Annotated in this window: 26 protein-coding genes; 11 read left to right on the top strand and 15 right to left on the bottom strand. The window is 68.3% G+C overall.

Annotated elements, in window-relative coordinates; translation table 11 throughout:
* Positions 1 to 281 precede the first annotated feature (281 nt).
* The 6 genes from AC1RS9_RS09015 (at position 282) to AC1RS9_RS08990 (ending at position 6,122) form a co-directional block, all read left to right on the top strand.
* Complete coding sequence (locus AC1RS9_RS09015; RefSeq protein WP_074039666.1) at positions 282 to 1,559, top strand: hypothetical protein; 1,278 nt, start codon at positions 282 to 284, stop codon at positions 1,557 to 1,559.
* A gap of 237 nt (positions 1,560 to 1,796) precedes the next feature.
* Positions 1,797 to 2,585 (top strand): cation:proton antiporter domain-containing protein, encoded by a 789-nt coding sequence (locus AC1RS9_RS09010; protein ID WP_492921188.1) that lies wholly within the window; start codon positions 1,797 to 1,799, stop codon positions 2,583 to 2,585.
* A 3-nt stretch (positions 2,586 to 2,588) separates the two neighbouring features.
* Positions 2,589 to 3,125, top strand: a complete 537-nt coding sequence (locus AC1RS9_RS09005) for a cation:proton antiporter domain-containing protein (protein WP_492921192.1) — start codon at positions 2,589 to 2,591, stop codon at positions 3,123 to 3,125.
* Between the two features lie 173 nt (positions 3,126 to 3,298).
* A complete protein-coding gene (locus AC1RS9_RS09000; protein WP_074039669.1) occupies positions 3,299 to 4,669 on the top strand; it encodes an NAD-dependent succinate-semialdehyde dehydrogenase in 1,371 nt (456 codons plus the stop codon).
* A gap of 39 nt (positions 4,670 to 4,708) precedes the next feature.
* Positions 4,709 to 5,167, top strand: coding sequence for a DoxX family protein (locus AC1RS9_RS08995; protein ID WP_006947037.1), 459 nt, complete (start codon positions 4,709 to 4,711; stop codon positions 5,165 to 5,167).
* A 271-nt stretch (positions 5,168 to 5,438) separates the two neighbouring features.
* Positions 5,439 to 6,122: a type 1 glutamine amidotransferase domain-containing protein gene (locus AC1RS9_RS08990; RefSeq protein WP_047310650.1), complete on the top strand. Its 684-nt coding sequence runs from the start codon at positions 5,439 to 5,441 to the stop codon at positions 6,120 to 6,122.
* 147 nt (positions 6,123 to 6,269) lie between these two features.
* Here the strand turns inward: AC1RS9_RS08990 and AC1RS9_RS08985 are convergent, their stop codons facing one another.
* The 5 genes from AC1RS9_RS08985 to AC1RS9_RS08965 all read right to left on the bottom strand — a co-directional run bounded on the left by AC1RS9_RS08985 (position 6,270) and on the right by AC1RS9_RS08965 (position 12,084).
* A complete protein-coding gene (locus AC1RS9_RS08985; protein ID WP_286697565.1) occupies positions 6,270 to 7,490 on the bottom strand; it encodes an MFS transporter in 1,221 nt (406 codons plus the stop codon).
* A gap of 198 nt (positions 7,491 to 7,688) precedes the next feature.
* On the bottom strand, positions 7,689 to 8,777 hold the full coding sequence (cydB, locus tag AC1RS9_RS08980) for a cytochrome d ubiquinol oxidase subunit II (protein ID WP_006947079.1): 1,089 nt from the start codon (positions 8,775 to 8,777) through the stop codon (positions 7,689 to 7,691).
* A 16-nt stretch (positions 8,778 to 8,793) separates the two neighbouring features.
* The gene (locus AC1RS9_RS08975; protein WP_038566639.1) at positions 8,794 to 10,332 is read right to left on the bottom strand and encodes a cytochrome ubiquinol oxidase subunit I; all 1,539 of its coding nucleotides are present in this window, start codon (positions 10,330 to 10,332) and stop codon (positions 8,794 to 8,796) included.
* A gap of 138 nt (positions 10,333 to 10,470) precedes the next feature.
* The gene (locus AC1RS9_RS08970; RefSeq protein ID WP_038566642.1) at positions 10,471 to 11,160 is read right to left on the bottom strand and encodes a hypothetical protein; all 690 of its coding nucleotides are present in this window, start codon (positions 11,158 to 11,160) and stop codon (positions 10,471 to 10,473) included.
* Between the two features lie 177 nt (positions 11,161 to 11,337).
* Positions 11,338 to 12,084 carry a hypothetical protein gene (locus AC1RS9_RS08965; protein ID WP_062256581.1) on the bottom strand — a complete coding sequence of 249 codons (747 nt, stop codon included), beginning with the start codon at positions 12,082 to 12,084 and terminating at the stop codon, positions 11,338 to 11,340.
* Between the two features lie 200 nt (positions 12,085 to 12,284).
* Here AC1RS9_RS08965 and argS point away from each other — a divergent pair, with 200 nt between their 5' ends.
* Positions 12,285 to 14,069: an arginine--tRNA ligase gene (gene argS / locus AC1RS9_RS08960; protein WP_006947076.1), complete on the top strand. Its 1,785-nt coding sequence runs from the start codon at positions 12,285 to 12,287 to the stop codon at positions 14,067 to 14,069.
* A 69-nt stretch (positions 14,070 to 14,138) separates the two neighbouring features.
* Here argS and AC1RS9_RS08955 read toward each other — a convergent pair whose 3' ends face one another.
* The 6 genes from AC1RS9_RS08955 to AC1RS9_RS08930 form a co-directional block, all read right to left on the bottom strand.
* Positions 14,139 to 14,714, bottom strand: coding sequence for an alpha-ketoglutarate-dependent dioxygenase AlkB family protein (locus tag AC1RS9_RS08955; protein ID WP_074039678.1), 576 nt, complete (start codon positions 14,712 to 14,714; stop codon positions 14,139 to 14,141).
* A gap of 127 nt (positions 14,715 to 14,841) precedes the next feature.
* Entirely contained in the window at positions 14,842 to 15,477 is a 636-nt protein-coding gene (locus AC1RS9_RS08950; protein ID WP_074039679.1) for a class I SAM-dependent methyltransferase, read from the bottom strand.
* Positions 15,478 to 15,632: 155 nt separating this feature from the next.
* Positions 15,633 to 16,652 (bottom strand): UDP-glucose 4-epimerase GalE, encoded by a 1,020-nt coding sequence (gene galE / locus AC1RS9_RS08945; RefSeq protein ID WP_006947110.1) that lies wholly within the window; start codon positions 16,650 to 16,652, stop codon positions 15,633 to 15,635.
* A 125-nt stretch (positions 16,653 to 16,777) separates the two neighbouring features.
* Entirely contained in the window at positions 16,778 to 17,506 is a 729-nt protein-coding gene (locus AC1RS9_RS08940; protein ID WP_074039785.1) for a histidine phosphatase family protein, read from the bottom strand.
* A complete protein-coding gene (locus AC1RS9_RS08935) occupies positions 17,503 to 18,675 on the bottom strand; it encodes a phosphotransferase family protein (protein ID WP_038566649.1) in 1,173 nt (390 codons plus the stop codon). The genes AC1RS9_RS08940 and AC1RS9_RS08935 overlap by 4 nt, the downstream gene beginning before the upstream one ends.
* Positions 18,672 to 19,949 (bottom strand): acyl-CoA dehydrogenase family protein, encoded by a 1,278-nt coding sequence (locus AC1RS9_RS08930; protein WP_062256569.1) that lies wholly within the window; start codon positions 19,947 to 19,949, stop codon positions 18,672 to 18,674. The genes AC1RS9_RS08935 and AC1RS9_RS08930 overlap by 4 nt, the downstream gene beginning before the upstream one ends.
* A 40-nt stretch (positions 19,950 to 19,989) precedes the next feature.
* Between AC1RS9_RS08930 and AC1RS9_RS08925 the strand changes: the two genes are divergently transcribed.
* Both AC1RS9_RS08925 and AC1RS9_RS08920 read left to right on the top strand, forming a co-directional pair.
* The gene (locus AC1RS9_RS08925; RefSeq protein ID WP_492921181.1) at positions 19,990 to 20,703 is read left to right on the top strand and encodes a TetR/AcrR family transcriptional regulator; all 714 of its coding nucleotides are present in this window, start codon (positions 19,990 to 19,992) and stop codon (positions 20,701 to 20,703) included.
* A gap of 2 nt (positions 20,704 to 20,705) precedes the next feature.
* Positions 20,706 to 21,671 (top strand): NADPH:quinone oxidoreductase family protein, encoded by a 966-nt coding sequence (locus AC1RS9_RS08920; protein ID WP_038566655.1) that lies wholly within the window; start codon positions 20,706 to 20,708, stop codon positions 21,669 to 21,671.
* Here AC1RS9_RS08920 and AC1RS9_RS08915 read toward each other — a convergent pair.
* On the bottom strand, positions 21,661 to 21,882 hold the full coding sequence (locus AC1RS9_RS08915; RefSeq protein ID WP_038566657.1) for a hypothetical protein: 222 nt from the start codon (positions 21,880 to 21,882) through the stop codon (positions 21,661 to 21,663). The genes AC1RS9_RS08920 and AC1RS9_RS08915 overlap by 11 nt on opposite strands.
* 126 nt (positions 21,883 to 22,008) lie before the next feature.
* Here AC1RS9_RS08915 and AC1RS9_RS08910 point away from each other — a divergent pair, with 126 nt between their 5' ends.
* The gene (locus AC1RS9_RS08910; protein ID WP_286697566.1) at positions 22,009 to 22,584 is read left to right on the top strand and encodes a DivIVA domain-containing protein; all 576 of its coding nucleotides are present in this window, start codon (positions 22,009 to 22,011) and stop codon (positions 22,582 to 22,584) included.
* On the opposite strand, the gene AC1RS9_RS08905 is transcribed toward AC1RS9_RS08910, so the two are convergent.
* Complete coding sequence (locus AC1RS9_RS08905; protein WP_171969818.1) at positions 22,521 to 22,733, bottom strand: pentapeptide repeat-containing protein; 213 nt, start codon at positions 22,731 to 22,733, stop codon at positions 22,521 to 22,523. The genes AC1RS9_RS08910 and AC1RS9_RS08905 overlap by 64 nt on opposite strands.
* Before the next feature lie 142 nt (positions 22,734 to 22,875).
* Between AC1RS9_RS08905 and AC1RS9_RS08900 the strand changes: the two genes are divergently transcribed.
* Positions 22,876 to 23,295 (top strand): NUDIX domain-containing protein, encoded by a 420-nt coding sequence (locus AC1RS9_RS08900; protein ID WP_353887039.1) that lies wholly within the window; start codon positions 22,876 to 22,878, stop codon positions 23,293 to 23,295.
* Between the two features lie 3 nt (positions 23,296 to 23,298).
* Here the strand turns inward: AC1RS9_RS08900 and AC1RS9_RS08895 are convergent, their stop codons facing one another.
* On the bottom strand, positions 23,299 to 23,703 hold the full coding sequence (locus tag AC1RS9_RS08895; protein WP_038566662.1) for a phage holin family protein: 405 nt from the start codon (positions 23,701 to 23,703) through the stop codon (positions 23,299 to 23,301).
* Between the two features lie 68 nt (positions 23,704 to 23,771).
* Positions 23,772 to 24,827 carry an alpha/beta hydrolase gene (locus AC1RS9_RS08890; RefSeq protein ID WP_074046277.1) on the bottom strand — a complete coding sequence of 352 codons (1,056 nt, stop codon included), beginning with the start codon at positions 24,825 to 24,827 and terminating at the stop codon, positions 23,772 to 23,774.
* Between the last annotated feature and the right edge of the window lie 67 nt (positions 24,828 to 24,894).

Genomic DNA, 24,894 nt, shown 5'->3' with positions numbered 1-24,894 from the left:
ACCAACTACATCGCCAGATCCCTGCTCGAGTCCGGCGGATTCAGACCTCAACTACACCCTCATCTGTGAAGAGCCTGTTTGAGAGAGCCCTCGTGGAACCTTGTGACCCAACTCACTGCGGCGTGTCCGTGCTGGGTAGGGTGAGCGCGGGAGGGCTTCTCATGGCTGCCGGCACCTGTCGGCGTGCGGTTCGGGAGGCTCGCGCACTCTGCGCCTGCGTCGATCGATCCCGGGCGGCGCGCGCGGACGAAACCAGGACCAGCAGATTCTCAGGAGCACCCATGAGCCGCTCGATTCGTGTCACCAAGGCCGTCGCCGTCGCGTCGTTGTTCGGCGCCGCGACGATGGTGGCGCCCGCCGCCAACGCCGCCCAGGAACCGTCGATGACGATCACTCTCGGTGCGACCGTCACGGGCAAGACGGTCGACGTCGCCTACAAGGACAGCGGCGTCCAGTACTACGCCAACGACGGCCGGAAGGCGATGAGCCGCTACGGCGCGATGGCGTTTTTCGTCGACTACGGCGACGACAGCGACCCCGACGGCTACGACGGTCGCCCCGGCCTCACCTGCGAGACGACCGGCCCGACCTCGCCGTTCCGTGACTCGGTCTCCTCGGGCTACTCGCACACCTACCGCAAGGCGGGCACGTACACGATCACGGCCACCGGCTACTTCTGCGGTGAGGGCGGCCTGCAGACGGTCGAGAAGACGACGACCGTCAAAATCGCCAAGCCGGCGCCCGCGCCGAAGGTGAGCGCCGCCGCGCACATCGAGTACACCGTGGACGGCCTGACCGCGACCCTCGTGCCCTCCGTCACCGGCACACAGCACGAGATGAAGTACGGCCGCGACAAGCACGCCAAGTACGGTGTGCCGCTCGTGTACACGATGGCGTTCCCCGAAGGTGCCGAGGTCTCCGGCGGCGCCACGAAGGGTGGCATCAAGCGTGCCACCTGCACGAAGCACGGCTCGGTCGAGTTCGACCCGGTGATGCTGAGCGGCGATCCTGTCGTCGTCACCTTCCCGAAGCCGGGCACCTACGAGGTGACGCTGAGCGCCGATGTCTGCACGAGCCAGCGCATCGTGTCGAAGACTGTGGCGATCGTCGTCCCGCCGACGGACCCAACGCCGACGGACCCGACCCCGGAGCCCACGACGCCGACGCCGACGCCGACCGAGCCGACCCCCACCCCGACGACGCCGGTCCCGACCACGCCGGCTCCGACCACGCCGGCTCCGACGACGCCGGTCCCGACCACCCCGGTTCCGACGACGCCGGTCCCGACCACCCCGGTTCCGACGACGCCGGTTCCGACCACCCCGGTTCCGACGACGCCGGTTCCGACCACCCCGGTTCCGACGACGCCGACGACCAACACGACCGTCCCGACGACGACGACGTCGACGACGGCTGCGACCACGCCCGGCACGGGCCCCAAGGTCGAGACCGACCGCAAGGGTGACGACACCAACGCCCTTTCGCTCGGCGTCGCGGGTCTCGTCGGTGCGGGTGCGCTCGGCGGCATCGTCGTCGCTCGCCGTCGCCTTCAGCAGTGACACCGCGGTCCTGAACCGCTGACCACACCCCACCCTGGCCCTCGCCCGGTGGGGTGTGGTGCGTCCGGCTGGCCTTCGAATCGGCGCGGATCTCAGGTGCGACGCGGGCTGGACACGACGCGCAGCGCAGGGCCGACGGGGTGCGCGCTCGGACGCCGACGTGCGGCGGGTGCGCTCATCGCCTACTGTCGCGAGCGAATCCCTCCCCCTGAGCTCCCACTGAATCGAAGGCGTCTCGTGGCCATTGACCTCGTCTGGATCGTGCTCGGCTTCGCGCTGCTGCTCGCGGTCTTCCTCCCGACCGCCGTCGAGCGCTTCCCGTTGTCGACGCCGATGGTGCTGCTCGGCGTCGGGGCGCTCGTCGGCCTCGCGCCGATGCCGAAGGGGTTCACGTTCTCGCCGCAGGAGCACGAGGCGTTCGTCCTGCATGCCTCCGAGGCGACGGTGCTCGTCGCGCTCATGGGTGTCGGTCTCGCCCTCGATCGGCCGATGCGCGTTCGCAGCCTGACGTCGTGGCGCGCGTGGGCGCCGACGTGGCGTCTGCTCGCCATCGCGATGCCGCTCGGCATCGTGGGCGTCTCACTGCTCGGCTGGACGCTCGGTCTGGCCGCGCCGACGGCGTTGCTGCTCGCCGCGGCGCTCGCCCCGACGGACCCGGTGCTTGCCTCCGACGTCCAGGTCGATGGGCCGCAGACCGAGGCCACGCAGGAGATGACGCAGGACACCGAGATCGACGAGTCGGACGAGGTGCGGTTCGCGCTGACGTCGGAGGCCGGTCTCAACGACGGTCTCGCGTTCCCGTTCGTCTACGCCGCGATCCTGTGGGCGAGCGAGGGCTCGCCGTCGCACTGGGGGTGGAAGTGGCTCGGTTGGGAACTCGTCGGCAAGGTCGCGCTCGGCGTGGCCGTCGGCCTCGTCGTCGGGTGGGTGCTCGGCAAGCTGTTCTTCCGGCTGCCGGCGAAGAAGTATCGCCTCGCCGACGCCGGTGAGCCGCTCGCCGCGCTCGCGGCGATCATGTGCTCGTAAGGGCTGACGGAGCTCGCCGGCGGGTACGGGTTCCTCGCCGTGTTCGTCACGGCGATGGCGATGCGTCAGGCCGAGCGCGGCCACCGTTACTACGCGGACATGCACGCGTTCATCGAACGTCTCGAGCAGATCCTCACCCTCGTCATGCTCCTGCTGCTCGGCGCGGCGGCGACGAACGGTGTTCTCGCGCACGCTGATTGGCGCAGTGCCGTCATCGTCGCGGCCCTCATCCTCGTCATCAGGCCCGGCGGGGCGTGGCTGTCGCTGCTCGGGCGGCGCGACGACACGGCGAAGGCCGTCGGCCTGACGACGGGGGAGCGCTGGATCACGTCGTTCTACGGCGTGCGCGGCATCGGCTCGATCTTCTACATCGCGTACGCGACGGGGCACGCCGACTTCGCGGGCAGCGACTGGCTGTGGTCGACGATCGCCCTCGCCATCATCGTCAGCGTCGTCGTGCACGGCTCCACCGTCACGCCCGCGATGAACTGGCTCGAACGTCACCGCACGAACCACCGTCGGGCGCTCGCGGACGCTTGATCCACCTGCGCCCCGAGGGCGCCTGCGCTGCACCCCGGCGCCGGGCTGGCAGGGCCGCACACGCGGGCGCGTTTCTTCACCCCTCGAGGTGAAAAACTGCGTGCAGGAATGCTTCTGGGGGCCGGTGGTGTTGTGATCGATGAGAGAGCTCATCGATCTGAAGGAGAGACCTCATGGCCTACCGCACCGAAAACCCCGCCACCGGCGTCGTCGAGAAGGAGTACAACTCCGCGACGGATGCTGACGTCACCCGCGCCATCGAGCGCGCCGACGCCGCGTTCGGCACGTGGCGCACGACGGACGCGTCCGAGCGCGCCTCCGTCCTCGCCAAGGTCGCCGACATCTACGACGAGCGCGCCGACGAGCTCGCCCGCGTCATCGGCGCCGAGATGGGCAAGCCGCTCGCGCAGGCGCAGGGTGAGGTCGCGCTCGCGTCGTCGATCTTCCGCTGGTACTCCGAGCACGGTGAGGAGCTGCTCGTCGAGGAGCAGCTGAACATCGGCGACGACGCGAAGTCGCTCGTCGTCACCGACCCGATCGGTGTTCTCATGGGCGTCATGCCCTGGAACTTCCCGCACTACCAGGTCGCGCGGTTCGTCGCGCCGAACCTCATGCTCGGCAACACGATCCTGCTCAAGCACGCCTCGATCTGCGCGCGCACGGCCGAACTGATCGAGGAGATCCTCCACGCCGCGGGTGTGCCGCGGGATGCCTACATCAACCTGTTCGTCAGCAACGAGCAGATCACGTCGATCATCGAGGACCCGCGCGTGCGCGGCGTCTCGCTGACCGGTAGCGAGGGCGCCGGCAAGGCCGTCGCCGAGACCGCGTCGCAGAACCTCAAGAAGAGCGTCCTCGAACTCGGTGGCTCGGACGCGCTCATCGTCCTCGACGACGTCGACGTCGCCGAGACGGCGAAGGCCGTCGCCACCGCGCGCATGAGCAACGCCGGGCAAGCCTGCAACTCCCCGAAGCGCATCTTCGTTCCGTCGACGATGTTCGACGACTTCGTCAACGGCGTTGTCGCCACCGTCGAGGGCATGAAGGTCGGCAACCCGGACGACGAGGGCACGGACATGGGCCCGCTTTCGTCGGTCGAGGCTCGCGACGACGCGATCGCCCAGGTCGAGCGCGCCGTCGAGCAGGGTGCGACCCTGCGCACGGGTGGCACGGCGCTCGAGCAGGACGGCGCCTGGATGGCCCCCGCCGTGCTCACCGGTGTCACGCGTGAGATGGACGCCTTCAAGGAGGAGATCTTCGGCCCCGTCGCCGTCGTCTACTCCTACGACTCGATCGACGAAGCCGTCGAGCTCGCCAACGACTCCTCCTTCGGCCTGTCCGGCTCCGTCTGGGGCAAGGACACCGACAAGGCGGAGCAGATCGCCCGACGCCTCGAGGTCGGCATGGCCTATGTCAACGAGCACGGCACGACGAAGGCCGGCCTGCCATTCGGTGGTGTGCGCCGCTCCGGTTACGGGCGTGAGCTCGGACGCTGGGGCTTCGGCGAATTCGCCAACACGAAGCTCGTCCGCGTCGCCAAGTGATCGATGCGTCGTGACCCGCGACGCGAGGAGGAAATAACCATGACTCGTTTCACCCGACTGATCGAGTCCGTCCGGTCACTCGCCGAGCCGGCCCCGCCTGCGACCCGTGGGCAGGAGGTGGCCCGTCTCGGCCTCGGAGCCTTCATGTCGTTCGCCGGTGTCTCGCACCTGACGTTCGCCCGCAAGGACTTCCAGGCGCAGGTGCCGGACTGGTTCCCGATGGACAAGGACGTCGTCGTCCTCGCCTCCGGTGTCGTCGAGGTCGCGTTCGGTGCGGCGATGCTCACCCTGCCGCAGCGTCGCGCTGCGGTGGGGGTGGCGCTCGCCGCCTTCTACGCCGCGATCTTCCCCGGCAACATCAGCCAGTACGCGGAGCGCCACGACGCCTTCGGCCTCGACACCGACACCAAGCGCCTCGTCCGCCTGTTCGGCCAGCCCGCCCTCATCGCTGCGGCGCTGTCGGCGGCCGGCTTCCCCCGACGCGGCTCGCGTCGCTGATCTCACCGTTTCGCACCCAAGCGAAGGAGACCCCAATGTCGGACACCACGCAGCTCACGTAGACCGAGAAGGCCAACCTCGACCTCGCGCACGAGTACACATGCGCCCTGTTCCGCGTCGAAGACGACAAGCTCGTCGAATTCGTCAAGGAGTGGAACAAGCTGCCGATGTGGCAGCAGCTCGGCTGGCCGATCGAGGAGGGCCTCACCTACCACGAGTGACGACTCGCCCCGATGCGAACGCCGCTCACTGAATCACCAAGGAGATTGACATGTCCAACGTTCTCTTCGTCGTCACCGGCGCCCGCTCCTGGACCCTGGCCGACGGCTCGAGCGTCCCGACGGGTTACTGGGCGGAAGAACTTCTCACCCCCTACCGTCTGATCACCGGGGCAGGTCACTCGGTCACGTTCGCCACGCCCGGCGGTGTGACGCCGGTGGCCGATGAGGTCAGCCTCGCCCCCGACGCGAACGGCGGCGCTGACGTGCGTCCTGACCTCGACGCGATCGACGGCCTGCAGCACCCCATGAAGCTCGAGGACGTCGTCCTCGGCGACTATGACGCGGTGTTCTACCCGGGTGGGCACGGCCCGATGGAAGACCTTGCGCAGGACGCCACCTCCGGCAAGCTCATCGCGGACGCACTCGAGGGCAGCAAGCCTGTCGCCATCGTGTGCCACGGCCCGGCAGCGCTGCTTCCGGCGCGGACGTCGGCGGGCGAGCCCGTCGTCGCCGGACGCAAGATCACCGGCTTCTCCAATGAGGAGGAGAAGGCCGCCGGCAAGGCTGACAAGGCCAAGTGGTTGCTGGAGGACCGGCTGCGCGAACTCGGCGCCGACGTCTCGACCGGCCCCGCCTGGCAGCCGTTCACCGTCGTCGACGGTGACCTGCTGACGGGTCAGAACCCGGCATCGTCCGAGGCGCTCGCCAAGAAGCTGCTCGAGCGCCTGAGCTGAGCCTGGCTGCGCCAAGCGCGAACATGCCGAAGGCGCCTGGATCCCCATGGGGTCCAGGCGCCTTCGGTGTTCACGGGCGGCCGGCGAAGGGCCGATTGGGCTCGGCTCTCACGTGGCGTGGCGCCTCGTCGTGCGAGATGAACGGGCTCAGTCCGCTGCCCCGCGCATCATGGGGATGCTCGCGACGAGGACGACCAGCGAGGTGAGCGCGCAGAAGAGAGCCAGGCTCGCGCTGATGGACAGGCGTGTCGTGAGCAACCCCGCCAGCACGACGGGGATCGTGATGCCGATGTAGGCGGCCAGGAAGACACCAGCCACGCTTCCCCCGGTGTGTCCGGCCTCGCTGACCGCGGAACCGACGGCGACAGCACTTTGGAAGAGCAGGCCGATCCCAGCCCCCGCCATGACCGCGCCGCCTGCGTACAGGACGAAGGGGTGGGTGAGTGCGGACGCCGCGACGCACCCGAGGCCGGCGACGGCGAACAGGACGCCGCACGCGATCTTCGTTCGCGGGTTGGGGATCGGAAGGGCGACCTGGGCCAGGGCAGATGCCCCCATGGCGAGGAAGACGACCACGCCGCACACGAGCGGAGACGAGCGATGCGCGACGTGCGCCAGGAACGTCCCCGTCATCGACGTCAGGATTCCCAGTGCAGCGAAGGCCGCGCCGGCCACGACCTGCGCTGAGCGAAAACGGGCTTCATGACCTGCTCGGACGACGGCGCGCTGCGGTCGATACCTCGGGCGCTCGTTCGCCGGTGTTGCCGGGTTGGTCTCGGGAACCAACGTGAGCGCGAGGCCCACCCCGGCGAGCAGGACGAAGAAGACCACGTAGGGCGTCCTCAAGGGGGCCGGGGCCCACTGCACGAGGACTCCACCGACGAGGGGGCCGAGGGCCAGCCCGCCAGTGTTCACGCTCGAGGCCACCGTCGAGGCGAAACTGCTCGGCTCGTGCGGGCGATGAACGCGCCGCAATTCACCGAGCATCGCCGTTGCTGCCGGAGTCAGTATGCCGATCCCCACACCACACAGCAGCCGGGCGACCAACAGCGCCGGCACGGACGGCGAACCGATGAAGATCGCCGCGCTCACCAGAGAGACGGCAGTGGCGATCGCGATCATGCGGCGTCGCCCGAACTGGTCACTCAGGTGGCCCGCGAGGTAGAGGCTTGCCATGACGCCCAGCCCGTAGGCCGCGAAGATGGCGGTGATCATCACGGTGGGGAAGTGATCGTGGTGTTGGTAGAGCGGATAGATCGGCGTCGGCACGGTCGAGTAGGCCATGAGGATGGGAAACGCCGCAGCAAGCAGCCAGAAACCGCGGGCGTGGCGCTCAGCGGCCGCAGGCGCGGTGGGTGTCGTGGTCACGGGGTCAGGATGATACGGGAGCGTCGCGAGAACGACGGCACGAGCTCTTTCGCTTCGTTCTTGTTGATCCCATGCACTCGTCGGTCCATGGCGGACGACGCAGCAAGCGCCACCATCCCGCTCGGGGTGGTGGCGCTTGCTGTTGCACCTTCGCTCACAGCGAAGTCATGGGGCGATCGTGGGCCCGGACGTGAGTCGTCAGTGGACCTTGATCGGGTCGGGGCGGCTCGGGTCGACCGCCTTGGGGATGTGACGCGTCGTGATGCGCTTGCGGAACACCCAGTACGTCCAGCTCTGGTAGATGAGGACGATCGGGGTGAAGATCAGCGCGACCCACGTCATGATGACGAGCGTGTGGTGCGAGCTCGCCGCGTTCGTCGTCGTCAGCGACCACGCCGGGTTCGTCGAGCTCGGCATGACGTTCGGGAACAGCATGAGGAAGTACGTCAGAACGAACAGGGCGATCGCGACGAACGTGCACAGGAACGCCAGGCCCTCCTTGCCGCGCATGTTGAAGAACAGCCCGGTGAGGAAGATGACGGCGAGTGCGACGGTCGTGATCCACGACCACACCGAGCCGCCTTCGATGCCCAGCCACAGCAGCAGGACGACGGCGGCGACGGCGGCCGCGAGGCCGATCTTCGTGCCGAGCGCGCGAGCGTCGTGACGGATGGCGCCGTCGGTCTTGAGCGCGACGAAGAAGCAGCCGTGCGTCATGAACACGAGCATCGTCGTGACGCCGCCGAGAAGCGACACCGGGTTGAGCATGGTGAGCAGGTTGCCCGTGTACTCCATGTCCTGGTTGATCGGCAGGCCGTGGACGATGTTCGTCAGCGCGACGCCCCAGAGGATCGCCGGCAGGAACGAACCGAACACGATGGCGGCGTCCCAGCCGCGGCGCCAGCCGTCGGAGTCACGCTTGTGGCGGTACTCGAAGCCCATGTTGCGCACGATGAGCGCGACGAGGATGAGCAGCAGCGGCAGGTAGGCGCCCGAGAACAGCGTCGCGTACCAGTTCGGGAACGCGGCGAAGGTCGCGCCACCAGCAGTGAGCACCCACACCTCGTTGCCGTCCCAGACCGGGCCGATCGTATTGAGCATGACGCGGCGGCGTCGCTCGTTCTCGCCGATGTGGTCGGTGACCGGGTCGGTGACGCCAGTCGCCTCCGCCTTGCCTTTGCCGAGCACGGGAAGCAGCATGCCAACACCGAAGTCGAAGCCCTCGAGGACGAAGTAACCCGTCCAGAGCACGCCGATGATGATGAACCAGAAAGTGGTGAGTTCCATCGTTCAACCTCGCCTATCAGTACGCGAACGCGAGTTCGTCATCGTCGGAACCGGCGGAGCCGTGGCCATCGTCGTGACCACCGGGCAGATCCTCACCGTCGGAGGCGACGGGCTCGGCGCCCTTCTTCATGTAGTCCATGAACAGCTTCACCTCGACGACGGCGAGTGCGCCGTACAGCAGTGTGAAGACGATCATCGACGTCAGCACCTCACCCGAGGTGACGCTCGGACTGACGCCCTGCTTCGTCGTCATGAGGCCGTTGACGATCCACGGCTGACGGCCGATCTCGGTGAAGATCCAGCCGATGCTCATCGCCGCGACCGGCGACAGCGCGCCGACGAGGGCGGCCGGGCCCATCCAGCGGTTCGTCGCGTTGCGGCCCTTGCGGGTCAGCCACAGCACCCAGCAGGCGATGAGCATGGAGATCGCGCCCCAACCCATCATCCAGCGGAAGCTCCAGTACGACCACATGATGTTAGGCGCGTACGTGTCCGCCGCCGTCAGCTCGTTGCCGCTGTACTTGGCCTTCTGGGATTCCTCGAGGTTGTTGATGCCCTCGACCTTGCCGTGGAAGTCACCCGTCGCGAGGAACGACAGCAGGTTGGGCACGGTGACCGCGAACTTCTCCTGCTTGCCGTCACGCGTACCGACGGTGAAGATCGAGAACGGCGCGTCCTTCTCCTGCGTCTCGTACAACGCCTCGGCGGCAGCCATCTTCATCGGCTGCACCTCGGTCATGACCTTGCCCTGCAGGTCGCCGGTGATGACGACGAACAGGCTCGAGACGAGCAGGACGATCGCGCCGACGCGCGAGCCCTTGCGGTACATCGTGAGGTCGTCGGAGGTCGACGCCAACTTCGTCGCGCCCGTCGAACCGTCGGAACGGCCTTCGAGAGTTTCACCCTTGATTGCTTCGGCAGCAAGAGTGCGCTTGCGCAGATTCCACAGCATGACGCCCATGACGACGGCGCCACCGACCATGTACGAGCTCGCGATGACGTGCGGGAACGTGACGAGCTGGACCTTGTTCGTCAGGACGGCGACGAAGTCGGTGAGCTCCGCGCGGTGCGTCGTCGGGTTGTACTTGTAACCGACGGGGTTCTGCATGAACGAGTTCGCGGCGAGGATGAAGTACGCCGACAGCACCGTGCCGATGTGGACGATCCAGATCGTCGCGGCGTGCAGCTTCTTCGGCAGTCGGCCCCAGCCGAAGATCCACAGACCGAGGAACGTCGACTCGAGGAAGAACGCGAGCAGCGCCTCGATCGCGAGCGGCGCGCCGAAGATGTCGCCGACGAAACGCGAGTAGTCGCTCCAGTTCATGCCGAACTGGAACTCCTGCACGATGCCGGTGACGAGACCGAGCGCGAAGTTGATCGTGAACAGCTTGCCGAGGAACTTCGCGACCCTCAGATGCTGCGTGTTACCCGTGCGCAACCATGCGGTGTGGTAACCGGCGACGACGGCAGACAAGCCGATCGTGATCGGCACGAACAGGAAGTGGTAGACCGTCGTGATGGCGAACTGCCATCTCGCCAGCTCCAAGGCATCCATGAGTGACCCCTCGACGAGACGAATGTGAAGACTTTCACAACCACGCTACGGGGTGAGTTCCGCAATCCGTGGGGACCATGGTCCTGACGTAGGCGTGTCGTGCCTCACGCGGCGCCCGAACCGGCGGCCGGCCACGCGTCAGGTCGTGGCCTCGCCGGACGGTGACGGGTCCGGCGCCATCTCCCCACCGTCGAGAGCGCCGACGGGGCGCGGCACCGCGATCTTCTCGTTCCAGCGTGAGAACGTCGCCGTGCCCAGGTCGTCCGTGCCCGCGGCCTCGTCGACGACCTTGAGGAGGTCGTGCGTGTCGTCGGTGGTCACCCAGGCGCGAGTGTCTCCGTCAGCGCTGACGATCTTGTACGCCGGCCTGCCGTCGAGCGTCTCGGGCGTCAGGGTGCCGTCGCCGAGGTGACCCCACTTGGCGTCGGTGGTGTCGCCCATGGCCTCGATGTACGACTTGGCGCTGAGGTCGGACAGGTCCTTCTGGGCGAAGGCGCTTTCGGGCACCTTGATCCACCGGTTCGCCGGTGGGCTCGAGCCCTGGAGGGACGGGTCGTCCTTGTCGACGGAATCCCAGTACGTGCGATCGCCCTTGAGGTAGACGTCATGGGAGATGCGACGCATCGTCACGTGGCCCACCTCGTCACCCTCGTAGGACATCTCCGACGGCTCGCCGTCCAGCTCGCCGAGGAAGGTGGCCCTGGGGCCGGAGCCGTCCGCGCTGTCCGTTCCTGTCAACGACAGGGAGGTGTAACCACGCACCGACTGTTGGGTGCGCGACCAGACATCCTTCGCGCTCGGCTGTTCCGCAGGGGCCGAGGCGCTCATCGATGCGGTGCCTGGTGCCGTCGAGCTCCCCGACGGGCCCTTCACCGGACCCGACGCGGGCTGCCCCGCGTCATGCCCCATCGTGCAGCCGCTCAGCACCACCGCCGTCACGGCGATGGTGCTGAGCGTGCGGGACGCGGGCAACGCGGTCGTCCTGTCGGGGAGGCGGGGGACACCTCAGCTGCCCATCGCGTCCGTGATGGACGTGGCACCGCTCGGTGCCTTGATGCCGTAATCCTTGTCGTGCGACAGGAACGTCACCGTCTTCATCGACTCATCGGACTTCGCCGACGAGCCCGACGTGGAGGCGACGGAGGCGCTGTCGAAGCCCTCGGTCTTGAGGATGTCGCGGCGATCCTCCTGCGACACCCACGCGGTGACCTTCTTGTCCTCACTCTGGATCTTCCAGGCATCCTTGCCGTCGACCTTGTCCTCCGACACGGTGGCCTTGTCGGAGAGCAGCTTCTTGTTCGGCTCCGAGGAGTCGTTCTTGATGTTGTCGATGAGTTCCTTGAACCCGGTGTTGGACGAACCGTCCGCCGGCATCTCGAGCCACTTGTCGGCGATCTTGTCCGTGTTGGATGCCGCGGGCGAACCCGAACTCGTCTGCGTGAAGAAGGCCTTGTTGGCCTTCATGTAGTTCTTGGAGTCAACCGTGATGAGGTCCATCGTGCCGTCGCCGATCTTGCCGCTCATCTCGAGCTTGCCGCCGTTGACGTCGCCCTTGGCCGTCATCGTGGCCGGCTTGCCGTCCGAGGTGCCTTCGCCCTTGAGCTCGAGGCTCTTGTAGGCGCCGGCGGTGTCCTGGGCCTTGTTCCAGGCGTCCTTGGCCTTCGGAGCCTCCTTGCTCGAGCAGCCGGTGACACCGGCTGCCGTGCCGGCCGCGAGGACGAGGGCGAGGGCGGACGTGCGGAGCTTCGTCATGGTTTCCTCCCAGAGAAGTTGGTTGTGCCCCCAGTGTTGCAGGTGGCCTTCACCGTTCAGACGTGTCGGGCGCCGTCATCGTGCCCTTCGTCGCCGAGGGAGTCGAGCGGTGGGTGCCCCGGCATGATCGTGTGCGTCGTTCGGGCCGCGCGCTGCCGGCGTGCGGAAAGGAATTTGCGCGCGCCACTAATCTTGACGTCATGGACGCCATCTCCGCACTGACCGGTCATCTGAGCAACGCGATCGCCTCGGCCCTCGGTGACGAGTGGCGCGACGCCGACCCCGTCATCCGTCCTGCGAACAAGAAGCAGACGAGCGCCGACGTGCAGGTCAACGCGGCGATGGCGCTCGCGAAGAAGGTCGGCAAGAACCCGCGCGAGGTGGCGTCTGCGATCGTCGAGGCGCTGCGCGCGGACGACGAGGTCATGGCACTCGTCGACGACGTCGAGATCGCCGGGCCCGGCTTCCTCAACATCACGCTGTCGACGGATTGGGTCGCGGCGCAGGCGTCGACGATCCTCGCGGACGGCTCGCTCGGCGTCGCGCCGGCAGCGAAGACCGAGATCATCCCGATCGACTACTCCTCGCCGAACGTCGCGAAGGAGATGCACGTCGGGCACCTGCGCACCACCGTCGTCGGGGATTCGCTGGCGCGTGTGCTCGAGCGGCTCGGGCACACCGTCATCCGGCAGAACCACGTCGGCGACTGGGGCACGCCCTTCGGGATGCTCATCGAGCACCTTCTCGAGGTGGGCGAGGATTCGCCGGAGGCGGCGCTGCTCGAGAGCGACCCGAACGCGTTCTACCAGGCGGCGCGCACCAAGTTCGACACGGCCGAGAAGGCCGAGCCCGCCGGTTCGAAGGGTGACTTCAACACGCGGGCCCGCAAGCGCGTGACGTTGCTGCAGGGCGGTGACCCCGAGACGCTCGCGCACTGGAACAAGCTGATGGAGCGCTCGAAGGCGTACTTCAACAAGGTCTACGGGTTGCTCGGCGTGACGTTGACCGACGCCGACCTCGCTGGTGAGTCGACGTACAACGACGAGCTCGCGGGCATCTGCGACGACCTCGAGTCGCGTGGCATCGCCGTCGTCTCCGACGGGGCGCTGTGCATCTTCCAGGACGAGTTCACCGGGCGCGACGATGCGCCGGTGCCGCTCATCATCCGCAAGTCCGACGGCGGGTACGGCTACGCGACGACCGACCTCGCGACGGTGCGTCACCGCTCGTTCGACCTCCAGGGCGATCGGATGGTGTACGTCGTCGGCGCGCCGCAGAACTTGCACTTCCGCATGACGTGGGCCGCCGCCGACAAGGCCGGCTACATCCGCCCCGAGTCGACGCCGATCCACGTGCAGATCGGGTCGGTGCTCGGCAAGGACGGCAAGATGTTCAAGACGCGCTCGGGCGACTCGGTGCTGCTCATGGACCTGCTCGGCGAGGCCGTCGACCGCGCCGCGGGCGTCGTCAGCGAGTCGAAGGCGGAGATGAGCGACGAGGAGCGCGCCGTCGTCGCGCGTCAGGTCGGCATCGGCGCGGTGAAGTACGCCGACCTGTCGGTCTCGCACGACTCGGAGTACATCTTCGACTTCGACCGCATGCTGGCGTTGACGGGCAACACCGGCCCCTACCTCCAGTACGCGGCGACGCGCATTCGCTCGATCCTCGCGCGTGCCGCCGAGGCGGGGTACTCGCCGGCGGCGGAGATCACGCTGGGCGAGGACGCCGAACGCGCCCTCGCGTTGAAACTGCTCGACTACGGCGCCGTCGTGGCTGCCGTCGGCGAGTCGTTGGAGCCGCATCGCCTCGCCGGTTACCTGTTCGAACTGGCGACGACGTTCACGGCGTTCTACGAGAAGTGCCCGGTGCTCAAGGCTGATGACGACGACGTCCGTGCGTCGCGTCTGGCGTTGTGCGAACTGACGCTGGGCGTCCTCGTCGACGGATTGTCGCTGCTGGGCATCGAGACGCCCGAGAAGATGTGACGCTCGGGGCCCTCCCGGACCTGCCCCATCGGCGATTTACCTCCACATTCGCTCGATCCTGCAGGAGCGTCAGGGATGTTCCGGGCGGGGCTCGAACCAACGGAACGTCAGGTTGATGCGGGGTTCGGTCACTCGCGTGCGTTTCGGAACGGCGTGCTGCCAGGCGCTCTGCGAGTCCTCGCGCATGACGACGAGGCTCCCGTGCGTGAGTGCGAGCGTCTCCTTCACGGTGTGATCGTCCTTGCGGCGCATGACGAAGTCGCGCGTGGCGCCGAGCGAGACACTTGCGATGGTGGGCGCATGGCCCAACTCGGCTTCGTCATCGCTGTGCCAGGAGATGGAGTCCCGGCCGTCGCGGTAGAGGTTGAGCAGCACCGAGTTGTAGGGCGCTCCGGTGTCGGCGGCCAGACGCTCCCGCAGCGCGGCGAGCTTGGGCGTCCACGCGTTCGGCGGCTGTGTCGAGCCGGAGAAGGTGTACGGCGCGTCGGCGTACCAGGCGATGAGGCGTGGCATCGCGATCGTGCGGCCGTACATGGTGAGCGACGACGTCCGCCAGGGTGTCGCGCCGACGAGGTGCGACATGAGGTGGTCCGCCTCCTCCGTCGACAGATACGTCGCGCGCAGCTCGATCGGTGCCTCGCCCATGCCGCCCCTTCCTTGGCAGGTGCCCGCCCCATGATGCGGCACGACGCACGAGTGGGGCATCCCCGACGTCGCCCTTCCTCACTCGAGCGATCCCACGCATGGGTGGGGCATCACGAGGCGCGTAACCTCACCTCGGCGCGACAGCGGTGAAGACCGCGACGACGAAGCCGTCGTCATGCGCGGGGGAGTGCATCTCCCACGTCGAGAAGCGCGCGTCGAGGCGCCAGCAGGCGGCGTCGGCGTCGTCGAAGAACTGCTCGAACGTGTAGCCGCGGCCCGCGCCGAAGCCGACGGCGAGGCGCCCGCCGTCACGCACGCACTGACGCATCGCGGCCAGGCCGTCGCGGCGTGCGTCGTCCGGCATGAACGGCATGACGTTGCCCGCACAGACGATCGCGTCCAACGGCGTGACGTCGAGATCGTCGAGGGACAGCCGTGCGAGATCGACCACCTCGAAACGCAGCGACGGGTGGTCCTCGCGTGCGGCGGCGATGAGGACGGGGTCGAGGTCGACGCCGACGACGTCATGCCCGAGGGCACTCAACGCGGCGGCCACACGTCCCGGCCCGCAACCCGCGTCGAGGATGCGTGAGCCGGGCGTGACGAGCGCGTTGACGAGCCGCGCCTCGCCACCGAGGTCGTCGCCGCGCGCCGCCATGGCGCGGATGCGGTCGACGTACCACTGCGAACGCGTCGGATCCTCGCTCACCCACTCCGCCCAGCTCGGGTTCTCGCGTCGCGACTCGCGCGTCGGCTCGGTCATGCCAGTCTCCTCGTCGTGGGTCGCACGTCTGCTTCCATCATCGGGGCCGGGGCCGGGGGCATAGGACGGGGCGTGGTTCGGCGCCTCGCCGAAGCCTGAACATGCGGGGCACGGACTCGAGAGACCGTGCCATGCGGTTTCCGAACGGCGTCGGCTCAGCCCCCGAAGCCGTTCGGGTTGGCCGACTGCCAGCGCCACGTGTCGGTGCACATGTCGTCGATGGTCTTCTGGGCCTTCCAACCGAGTTCTTCGCGAGCGCGCGTGGGGTCGGCGAACGTCGTCGGCAGGTCGCCCGCACGTCGCGGCCCGACCTCGTAGGGCAGTTCGCGGCCGCACGCCCGCTCGAACGCGTGCAGCAACTCGAACACGCTCGTGCCCTCACCCGTGCCGAGGTTGAACGCGCGCGCCGAATCGTCCATGGCGTCAAGATGATCCAGCGCCGCGACGTGCCCTGCCGCGAGATCGACGACGTGGATGTAGTCGCGCTCGCCGGTGCCGTCCTTCGTGTCGTAGTCGTCGCCGAAGACCCCGAGCTTCTCGCGGCGCCCGACGGCGACCTGCGCGATGTACGGCATGAGGTTGTTCGGGATGCCGCTCGGATCCTCACCGATCAGCCCCGACGAGTGCGCGCCGATCGGGTTGAAATAACGCAGCAGCGCGGCCTTGAAACCGGGCGACGCAGCGGCGACGTCGGTGACGATCTGCTCGATCATCGCCTTCGTCCAGCCGTACGGGTTCGTGGCGCGCAGCGGCTCGTACGTCTCGCTGTACGGCAGCGGCGCGTCGGGCCCGTACACTGTCGCCGACGACGAGAACACGAACTTCTCGACGCCGTGCGCCGTCATCGCCGACAGCAGCGAGAACGTCGAGTCGAGGTTGTTCGTGTAGTACATGAGCGGCTTCTCCACGCTCTCACCGACGGCCTTGTACCCCGCGAAGTGGATGACGGCGTCCGGCTTCACCGAGGCGACGAGGGCACTCGTCGCGGCAGCGTCCGTCAGGTCGATCTCGTGCAAGTCGATCGAGCGGCCGGCGATCTTCTCCAGGCGCGGCAGCACGGCCGGGCTCGAGTTCGAGAAGTTGTCGGCGATGACGGGTTCGTGCCCCGCCTCGATCAGGGCAAGGACGGTGTGGGATCCGATGTAGCCGGCACCACCGGCAACGAGTACGCGCATGACCTCAGCCTAGGCGCCCCACCCGCCGAGAACGATGAGACGCGGCTGTGCGCCGGCCCAGGGCATCTCGGGCATCAAGGGCGCCGCGGCCGTAGCCGACATCCCCAGCGCCCCGCGGCGAGGGCTCACCGATACGTGATGAGCGAACGATCCCCGCCGAGATGAGCGTGGTCGTTGAGGCTCACTGCGGTGAGCGCCGACCCGGCAAGCACCGTCGTCACGCCCGTGTTGACGGTCACCTCGTTGAGGCGCCGCCACACCGTCACCGCACCGTCAGGCAACGCCGCGGGCAGCGTCGATGCCGGTGACGGCGCCGTCAGCAGCCCCGCGGCGACCCACGCGATCGGCCCGCCGGAGCTGACGACGACGGCGCTGCGCCCCGACTCGAGGCGCGAGGTCACGCGCCCGAGCGCGAGCGCGACGCGGTCGCGGAACTGCGAGAACGTCTCGGGATAGTCGTCGTCGAAGTCGCCACTCGCCCAACGCGATGCGGCCGCGACGAACATCTCCTGAAACGCCTTGCGCGGGTGACGGTGACGCGCGAGGTCGGCGCGCATGACGGCGTGGTTGCGGTACGCGGGCTTGTACGCCTCGATGATCGCGTCGTGGTCGTACTCGTTCCACCCCGCATCCGTGCTGACGTCCGACTCCCACCCGGCGGCTTCCCACAGCCGCGACCCGGTGAGTTGCTGACGCCGCATCGTGCCCGTGACGAGGACGTCGGGCGTCACGCCGCGCGCCGCCAACCCCTCGCCGGCGAGGCGTGCCTGACGTTCGCCGAGCTCCGACAGCTGGTCGTATGCCGCGCGCGACGGCCCGGCCTGCCCGTGCCGCACGAGGTGGATGACGCTCACGACAGCCGTCCCGCGCGTCGCATGAGGCGCCGGCAGCGCCATTCGAGGTAGATCACCAAGCCGCGAAACTGCTTGAACGCGGGGTTGCTCGTCTGACCGTTCGCATACCGGTAGTAGATCTGCTGGGCGATGACGGCGAGTCGGAACAGGCCGAAGATCTCGTAGAACAGCTGATCCTTGGGGCTGATCGCACGCCCTGACGCGTGCGCGTAGTACTGCCACACCTCGTCGCGCGTGAGCATGCCGGGCGCGTGCGTGGGCTGACGGCGTGAGCCGCGCATGATGCGGTCATCGTCGGCCTGCACCCAGTAGGCGAGGGCGCCGCCGAGATCCATGAGCGGGTCGCCGAGCGTCGCCATCTCCCAGTCGAGGACACCGATGACGCGCGTCGGGTCGTCGTGCGCGAGGACGAGGTTGTCGAAGCGGAAATCGTTGTGAATCAGGCAGTTTCCGACGTCGTGTGGCTGGTGCTCGTCGAGCCAGGCCATCACCTTCTCGAACGATCCGGTGCCGTGACGCACACCGTGCGTACGTGCCTTGCGGTAGCGCGCCGACCATCCGTCGACCTGCCGCTTGACGTACCCCTCCCCCTTGCCGAAGCGCTCAAGCTCGGTGCCGGCGACGTCGATCGAGTGCAACGCGACGAGCTGGTCGATCGCGGCGGTGCACAGTGCCCGCACCTCGGCCTCGCCGAGACCCAGCTCAGCGGGAATGTTCTTGCGCAGGATGATGCCGTCGAGGCGCTCCATGACGTAGAAGTCGCTGCCGATGACGCCGGCGTCGTCGCAGAACGCGATCATCGGCGCGACGGCGGGGAACACGGGCGCCAGCGCGCGTTGGATGTCGTGCTCACGGCGCATGTCGTGCGCGCCCTTCGCCTTCGTGCCCGCCGGCGGACGACGCAGGATGAGGTCACGGGTCGGGTAACGCAGCAGATACGTCAGATTGCTCGCGCCGCCGGTGAACTGCTTGACCTCCGGCGCCGCGTCGAGTCCGCTCGTGTCTGCGTCGGGGTGCGCGTGCTCACGCAGCCATGCGGCGACGCGTTCGACGTCGAACGCATCCTCGCTGCGCACGTCGGAGGCGTTCGTCGCGACGTCGTCGACGGGCGCCGCCGTGGGGGCGGTGGGGGCCGAGGGAGCGCCAGGAGTGTCCGGGGCCGGGCTCACTTGGCCTCACCCTTCACGGCGGCCAGGTAAGGCTTGAGCTCGGCGCGCGCGACCATGCCGAGGTGCACCTCGTCGGGGCCGTCCGCGAGACGCAGCGAACGCGCCGTCGCATAAGCGGACGTCAGGGGGAAGTCGTCGCTCATGCCGCCGCCGCCGTGCATCTGGATGGCGAAGTCGATGACGTCGCAGGCGATCTGCGGCACGACGGCCTTGATGGCGCTGACGTCGACGCGCGCGCCTTCGGTGCCGTAGGCGTCCAGCTTCGCTGCCGCGTTCTGCACGAGCAGACGCGCCATGTCGATGTCGATGCGGGCCTTCGCGATGCGCTCGCGGTTGCCGCCGAGCTGCACGAGGGGCTTGCCGAACGCGACGCGCTCGGTGCCACGACGGCAGGCGCGCTCGAGCGCCATCTCGGCGAGCCCGATGAGGCGCATGCAGTGATGGATGCGGCCCGGGCCGAGGCGTCCCTGCGCGATGGCGAACGCCTGACCCGGCCCCGACAGCACGTTGGACGCCGGCACGCGGACGTTCTCGAGCGACACCTCGCAGTGCCCGAGCGGCTCGTCGAGCTGACCCATGACGGGCAGCGCACGCTCGATCGTCACACCGGGCGCGTCGGCCGGCACGAGAACCATCGAGTGCTGGGCGTGACGCGGTGCGTCCGGGTCGGTCAGACCCATGAAGACGAATACCTTGCAGTCGGGGTGCGCTGCACCGGAACTCCACCACTTGCGGCCGTTGATGACGATCTCGTCGCCGTCGACCTCGGCGCGCGCCGCCATGTTCGTCGCGTCCGAACTCGCGACCGCGGGCTCCGTCATGAGGAACGCCGAACGAATCTTTCCCTCGAGCAGCGGCACGAGCCACTCCTCCTGCTGCTCGCGCGTGCCGTACTTGAGCAACACCTCCATGTTGCCGGTGTCGGGGGCGTTGCAGTTGAAGATGAGCGGCGCGAGCGCCGTGCGGCCCGTCTTCTCCGCGATGGCGGCGTAATCGACGTTGGAGAAACCCTTGCCGCCACGCGTGCCGAAGCGTGCGGCCCACTCGTCGCCGTGCTCGCCGGCGGGCAGGAACAGGTTCCACAGCCCCGCTTCGCGCGCCTGCGCCTTGAGCTCGTCGATCTTCGGGTGCACGACGAACGAGTTCTCGCCGCGAGCGCGCATCGCGGCGTAGTCGCGCGTGATCTCGGCCTCGGCGGGCTCGATCCTCTCGCGCACGAAGGTGTCGACGTCTGCGGCGATCTCGGCCGCGCGGGGCGAAACGGTGAGGTCCATGTCTTGACCGTAACCCCTTTGTTGAGCAATGCTCAATAGGGTGAGCGAGAAAGATTCCAGACCCCGTCAGCGCCTGACACAGGACGAGCGCCGCCGTCAGCTGCTCGGCATCGGGCTGAAGATGCTCACCGAGCGACCCATCCAGGACGTCGCGCTCGACGCCGTCGCCGAGGAGGCCGGCATCTCGCGCGGGTTGCTCTTCCATTATTTCCCGTCGAAGACCGCGTACTATGAGGCTGTCGTCGCAGCCGCGGGTCGCCGCATCCTGCGCAACGTCACCCCGCCCGACGACGTGACGGGCCGCGCGGCGCTCGCCGCCATGGTCGAGGCGCTCGTCGCTCAGATCGAACGCCGACACGAGCTCTATCGCGCCCTCGTCGAGGGCAGCCTCGCCGACGTCGGGGGAGCCGAGGTCGCTGTCACGCTGCGGGAGCGCCTCACCGGCATCGTCCTCGATTCGCTTGCCACAGAACCCGATTCGACGACGCCGCACCCCGCCGTCGTCCACGCCTGGCTCGCGTACGTCGAGGATCTTGCCGTCCAGGGCACACGCCCCGCCGTGCGCGAGCAGTTCGACGCCGCCGCCACCGTCCGTCATGCGCTGGCGGCGCTCGACGCGTTGAGCGGCGTGGCGATCACGCCGTCGCACTTCTCCCCCCAGGACGACGGCGCGCCCCGCCACGACTGCGGGCCTGACGTGCCCAAGCCTGTCACCCCTCACGATCACACCTCCCAGACCCCCACCAAGGAGTAGCCATGCGCGCAGTTCAGGTCGTCACCCTCGACGGGCCCGGTGCCGTCCGTATCAACGACGTCGACGCCCCCACGCCGAAGCCGCACGAGGTGCTCATCGACGTGCGCGCCGCCGGGTTGTGTTACCCCGACGCGTTGCTGACCCGTGGGCTGTACCAGATGAAGCCCGAGCCGCCGTTCACGCTCGGGGCCGAGGTGGCGGGCGTCGTCGCCCAGGCGCCCGAGGGGTCGGGGTTCAGCGTGGGCGACCGTGTCGTCGCCTTCCCCGGCTTCGGGGGGATGGCCGAGCAGGTGTGCGTCGCAGCGCCGTTCGTCTTCCACCTGCCGGACGACGTCAGCTTCGAGACGGGTGCGGCGCTGCCCATGAACTACCTCACCGTGCAGTTCGCCCTCGACCGACGTGGGCGCCTGGCCGAGGGGGAGACGGTGCTCGTGCATGGTGCGGCCGGCGGCATCGGCATCGCCGCGATCCAGCACGCCAAGGCGCGTGGTGCGCGCGTGATCGCCGTTGCCTCGAGCGACGACAAGCGCGCGATCGCCACCCAGGCCGGCGCGGACGACGTCATCGCGCCCGACGGGTTCAAGGACGCCGTCATGGAGCTGACGGACGGCCGCGGCGTCGACATCGTCGTCGACCCGGTCGGCGGCGACCGCTTCACCGACTCGCTGCGCAGCCTCGCAGTCGAAGGCCGCTTGCTCGTCATCGGGTTCACCGGCGGCGCGATTCCCGAGGTGAAGGTCAACCGGCTACTGCTCAACAACGTCGATGTCGTCGGCGTCGGGTGGGGCGCGTTCTGGATGCCGCGCCCCGAGACCGTCCCCGCGCAGTGGAAGGCGATCGAGCCGCTCGTCGCCTCCGGTCAACTCTCACCCGTACTCGGCGAGGTGCGCCCCCTCGAGCGTGCCGGCGAGGCCATCGCCGAGATGGAGGAGCGCCGCGCGACGGGCAAGCTCGTCCTCACGCTGTGACGGTTCGGGTGCCGCCCGGTGCCGAGCCGGGCGCACTCGCCTCGTTCTGCTCGGGATCCGCTCTGCAGGCCCGGCGCACGAGCAGGCCGGTGGCGCCGATGAGGGCGCCGACGACGAACACCGTCACGGCGAGCAGCCCCAGCATTCCGGCCAGGACGGCGTTGATGACACCGGAACCTGCGTGGGTCGTGACGTACTCGCTCGTCGGCAAATGGCCTCCCCCTCAGCAGCCGCGTCGCCTGCGCCGATCGCGCTTAGGGTGCGACTCACGCTCTTGGCTCAGCCAAGCACGGATCGTCGGCGGGCGGGGTTTGCGAGGACGTGAAAAGGTGGGGGCATGTCGTGGAGTTCCGAGCAGATCGCCTACGTCGAAGGAGCGCGTTTCGCGCCGAGCACCATCGGGTACGAACGTGAGGACGTCGAGCGCCTGCGCCGTCGCGCCGTCATCGCGATGAGAGCCGGCAAGCCGCTGCCCGACCTCGATGCGATGGTGCTGCGGCGCACCGCGCGCGGCGGGCTGAACCTCGGGCAGGTCGACGGTCTGCGCACCGTGCTGTCGGTGTGGCGACGCACCACGCCGATCGAGGATCCGCAGGACGTGGCACGTCGCGCTCAGGAAGCCGAACTGGCGGCCTTCGCGGGGGTGCGTGACGGCGCGCCGCGCTGGAGTTCGCAGCAGATGGATCGCGTGCGCGACAAGCACTTCACGTTGCTGCGGCGCACGGCGACGAGCTACGACGAGAGCGACGTCGACGACTACCTCGACTCCGTCGTCGTCGCGATGCGCCGCGGCGTCGAGCTGCCCGACCCGGCGCAGGCGCGTTTCGCGTCGTCGGGCTTGCGGCGCGGCTACGACCCGAAGGAAGTCGACGACTTCCTCGACGAGATCGCCCACCTGCGACCGGAGGGATGACGAGCGATGACCGATCCCGACAAGCCCGCCCACGACAGCCGGGCCCCTGAGAACCAGGCTCCCGAGAACCGCGCCCTCGAGAACTCAGGCGATGAGAAGTCAGCCCCCGCGACGAGCTCGCCGGTCGACGACGCCGCGCAGAGCGGCACACCTGCAGGGGCCGACGAGTTGCGTCGTGCGACGCGCGCCGAGGTCGACGCCGAGGGCCTGCCCGACGAGAACACTGTCTCGAAGGCGGCGGTCTACCTCAACCGCAAGCTGCCGCGCACGCGCACCATCACCCAGGGGCTCGTGCGTGACGCCGAGGGTCGGGTCATGCTGTGTCAGTTGTCGTACAAGAAGTTCTGGGATCTGCCCGGCGGTGTCGTCGACCCGCACGAGTCACCGGCGCACGCCCTCGTGCGGGAGATCGCGGAGGAACTCGGCGCGACGGCGACGATCACAGGTCTGCGTGTCGTGTCGTGGCTGCCGCCGTGGCGCGGCTGGGACGACGCGATGCTCTACCTGTTCGACGTCGAACTCGACCGTCCGGCAGGCGAATTCGCGCTGCAGCGCAAGGAGATCGCCGGCATCCACTTCGTCGGCCTCGACGAACTCGACGACCGCGTCGCGGCCTACACCGCCAAGGTGATCCGGCGCGCCGTCACGGCGATCGAGAACGGCGAGAGCGGTGTCTACCTCGAGAACGGTGACGAGCCGGGCTGGGCCTGAGCCTCAGACGCGGTAGTCGCTGCGCTCGTCGTCCGGGTCGATGATGAGCCCGAGGACCCATGACACGACCGACACGATGGCGGCGCCGACGACAGCGGTCGGCCAGAAGCGGTCGATGTGGAACGCGAAGCCGAGCTGACCCGCCAGCCACGACGTCAGCATGAGCATCGCCGCGTTGATGACGAAGATGAACAACCCGAGCGTCAGGATGAGGAACGGCAGCCCGAGCAGCTTCGCGAGGGGCCGCGCGAGCGCGTTGACGACGCCGAAGAGTGCGCCGACGACGAGTGCCGTGACCAGCTTCGTCGAGTTCGTCGTGAACCCGTCCGCGAGCGTCATGCCCTCGAGCAGGGCGGCGGCCACCCAGATGGCGGCCGCGTTGATGGCGACCTTGACGAGTGTGCGCATGAACCCACTCTGCCCCGCAGGGCTGAATGTTTCCTCGATCTGAGCGGCGCGCTCGCTGACGGCCGGCCTCAGGTCTGCGGTTGGGTGAACGCCCACTGGATCATCTCGCCCAGGTGGGGGACGTACGTGTTGTAGTTGTGCCCGCCGTGCGCGATCCACATCGCCGACACGTGCGGATCGGCCTTGGCCAGGTCGGCCATGCGCTTCGAGGTGGTCCAGGTCGCCTTGTCCTCGCGGCTCGCGACGACGAGCATGCGCGTCGTGGGCATCTGGTAGAGGCGGTAGAGGTGGGACGGGGAGTTGAGGTCGCGCTCACTCTTCGAGCGGTAGAGGTCGCCCGTCGTTCCGTCCGTCATCGATTCGAAGTACCCACCCATCGAGACTGCCGAGCCCCATGGTGAACCGGAACGGGTGTAGAGCGCCTTGGCCGCGCAGTACCCGCCGGTGCTCCAGCCCAGCGCCGACCACTGCTTCGACTCCTTGGCGACTCGCAGGTGCGAACGGATGGCGTTGGGCACCGTCCGCGTCAGGAACGTCAGTTCCTGGGGGCCGTGCGTGATGTTGGTGCACTCGGTGTCGCGTCCCTGCACCGTCTGGTAGGGCGCGAACACGGCGACGAACGGGGCGGTCGTCCCCTTCTCGACGAGAGCGCTCGCCGTCTGACCGAAGTTGAGGTTCTCGACGGTGGAGCCGACGGTGTTGGCGTAGCCAGGCAGCACGACGAGGACGGGGTAACGCTTGTTGGCGTTCGTCTTGTCGTGGTAGCCCGGCGGCAACCAGGCGACGCTCTGCGCGGTGCCACCGCCCGGTGTGGTGATGGGGAACGACTCGAAGCGGCCGCTGCCGGCGGAGCTGGCGTCGACACCACCGGCGGCGATGGCGGCCGCGCCGTTGTCCGTCTTGCCGAGCGCGTCGTCCCAGCTCGAGTAGAAACCGTACTGACGGTTGACGTACAACCCGAGGGAGGCGACGGCGAGAACCTGGGCGACGACGACCGCCACCCAACTGCCGACGGCGCGCTGCCACGTCGCCTTCGTGCGCTGGCGCACCAGGACGAGCGCCAGTGGCACGATGACGGCACCGATCACCACGAGGGTGAGCAGCGACGGGCTGGTGATGGACAAGGTGGCCTCCCCTGATCTGATTCTCGGCGTCATTAAAGGTGCCCTTGCTGGGGGAACGATGAGGAGC

The organism is Dermacoccus sp. MPR-E5, assembly GCF_058809565.1.
This window is presented reverse-complemented; position numbering and strand designations above follow the sequence as displayed.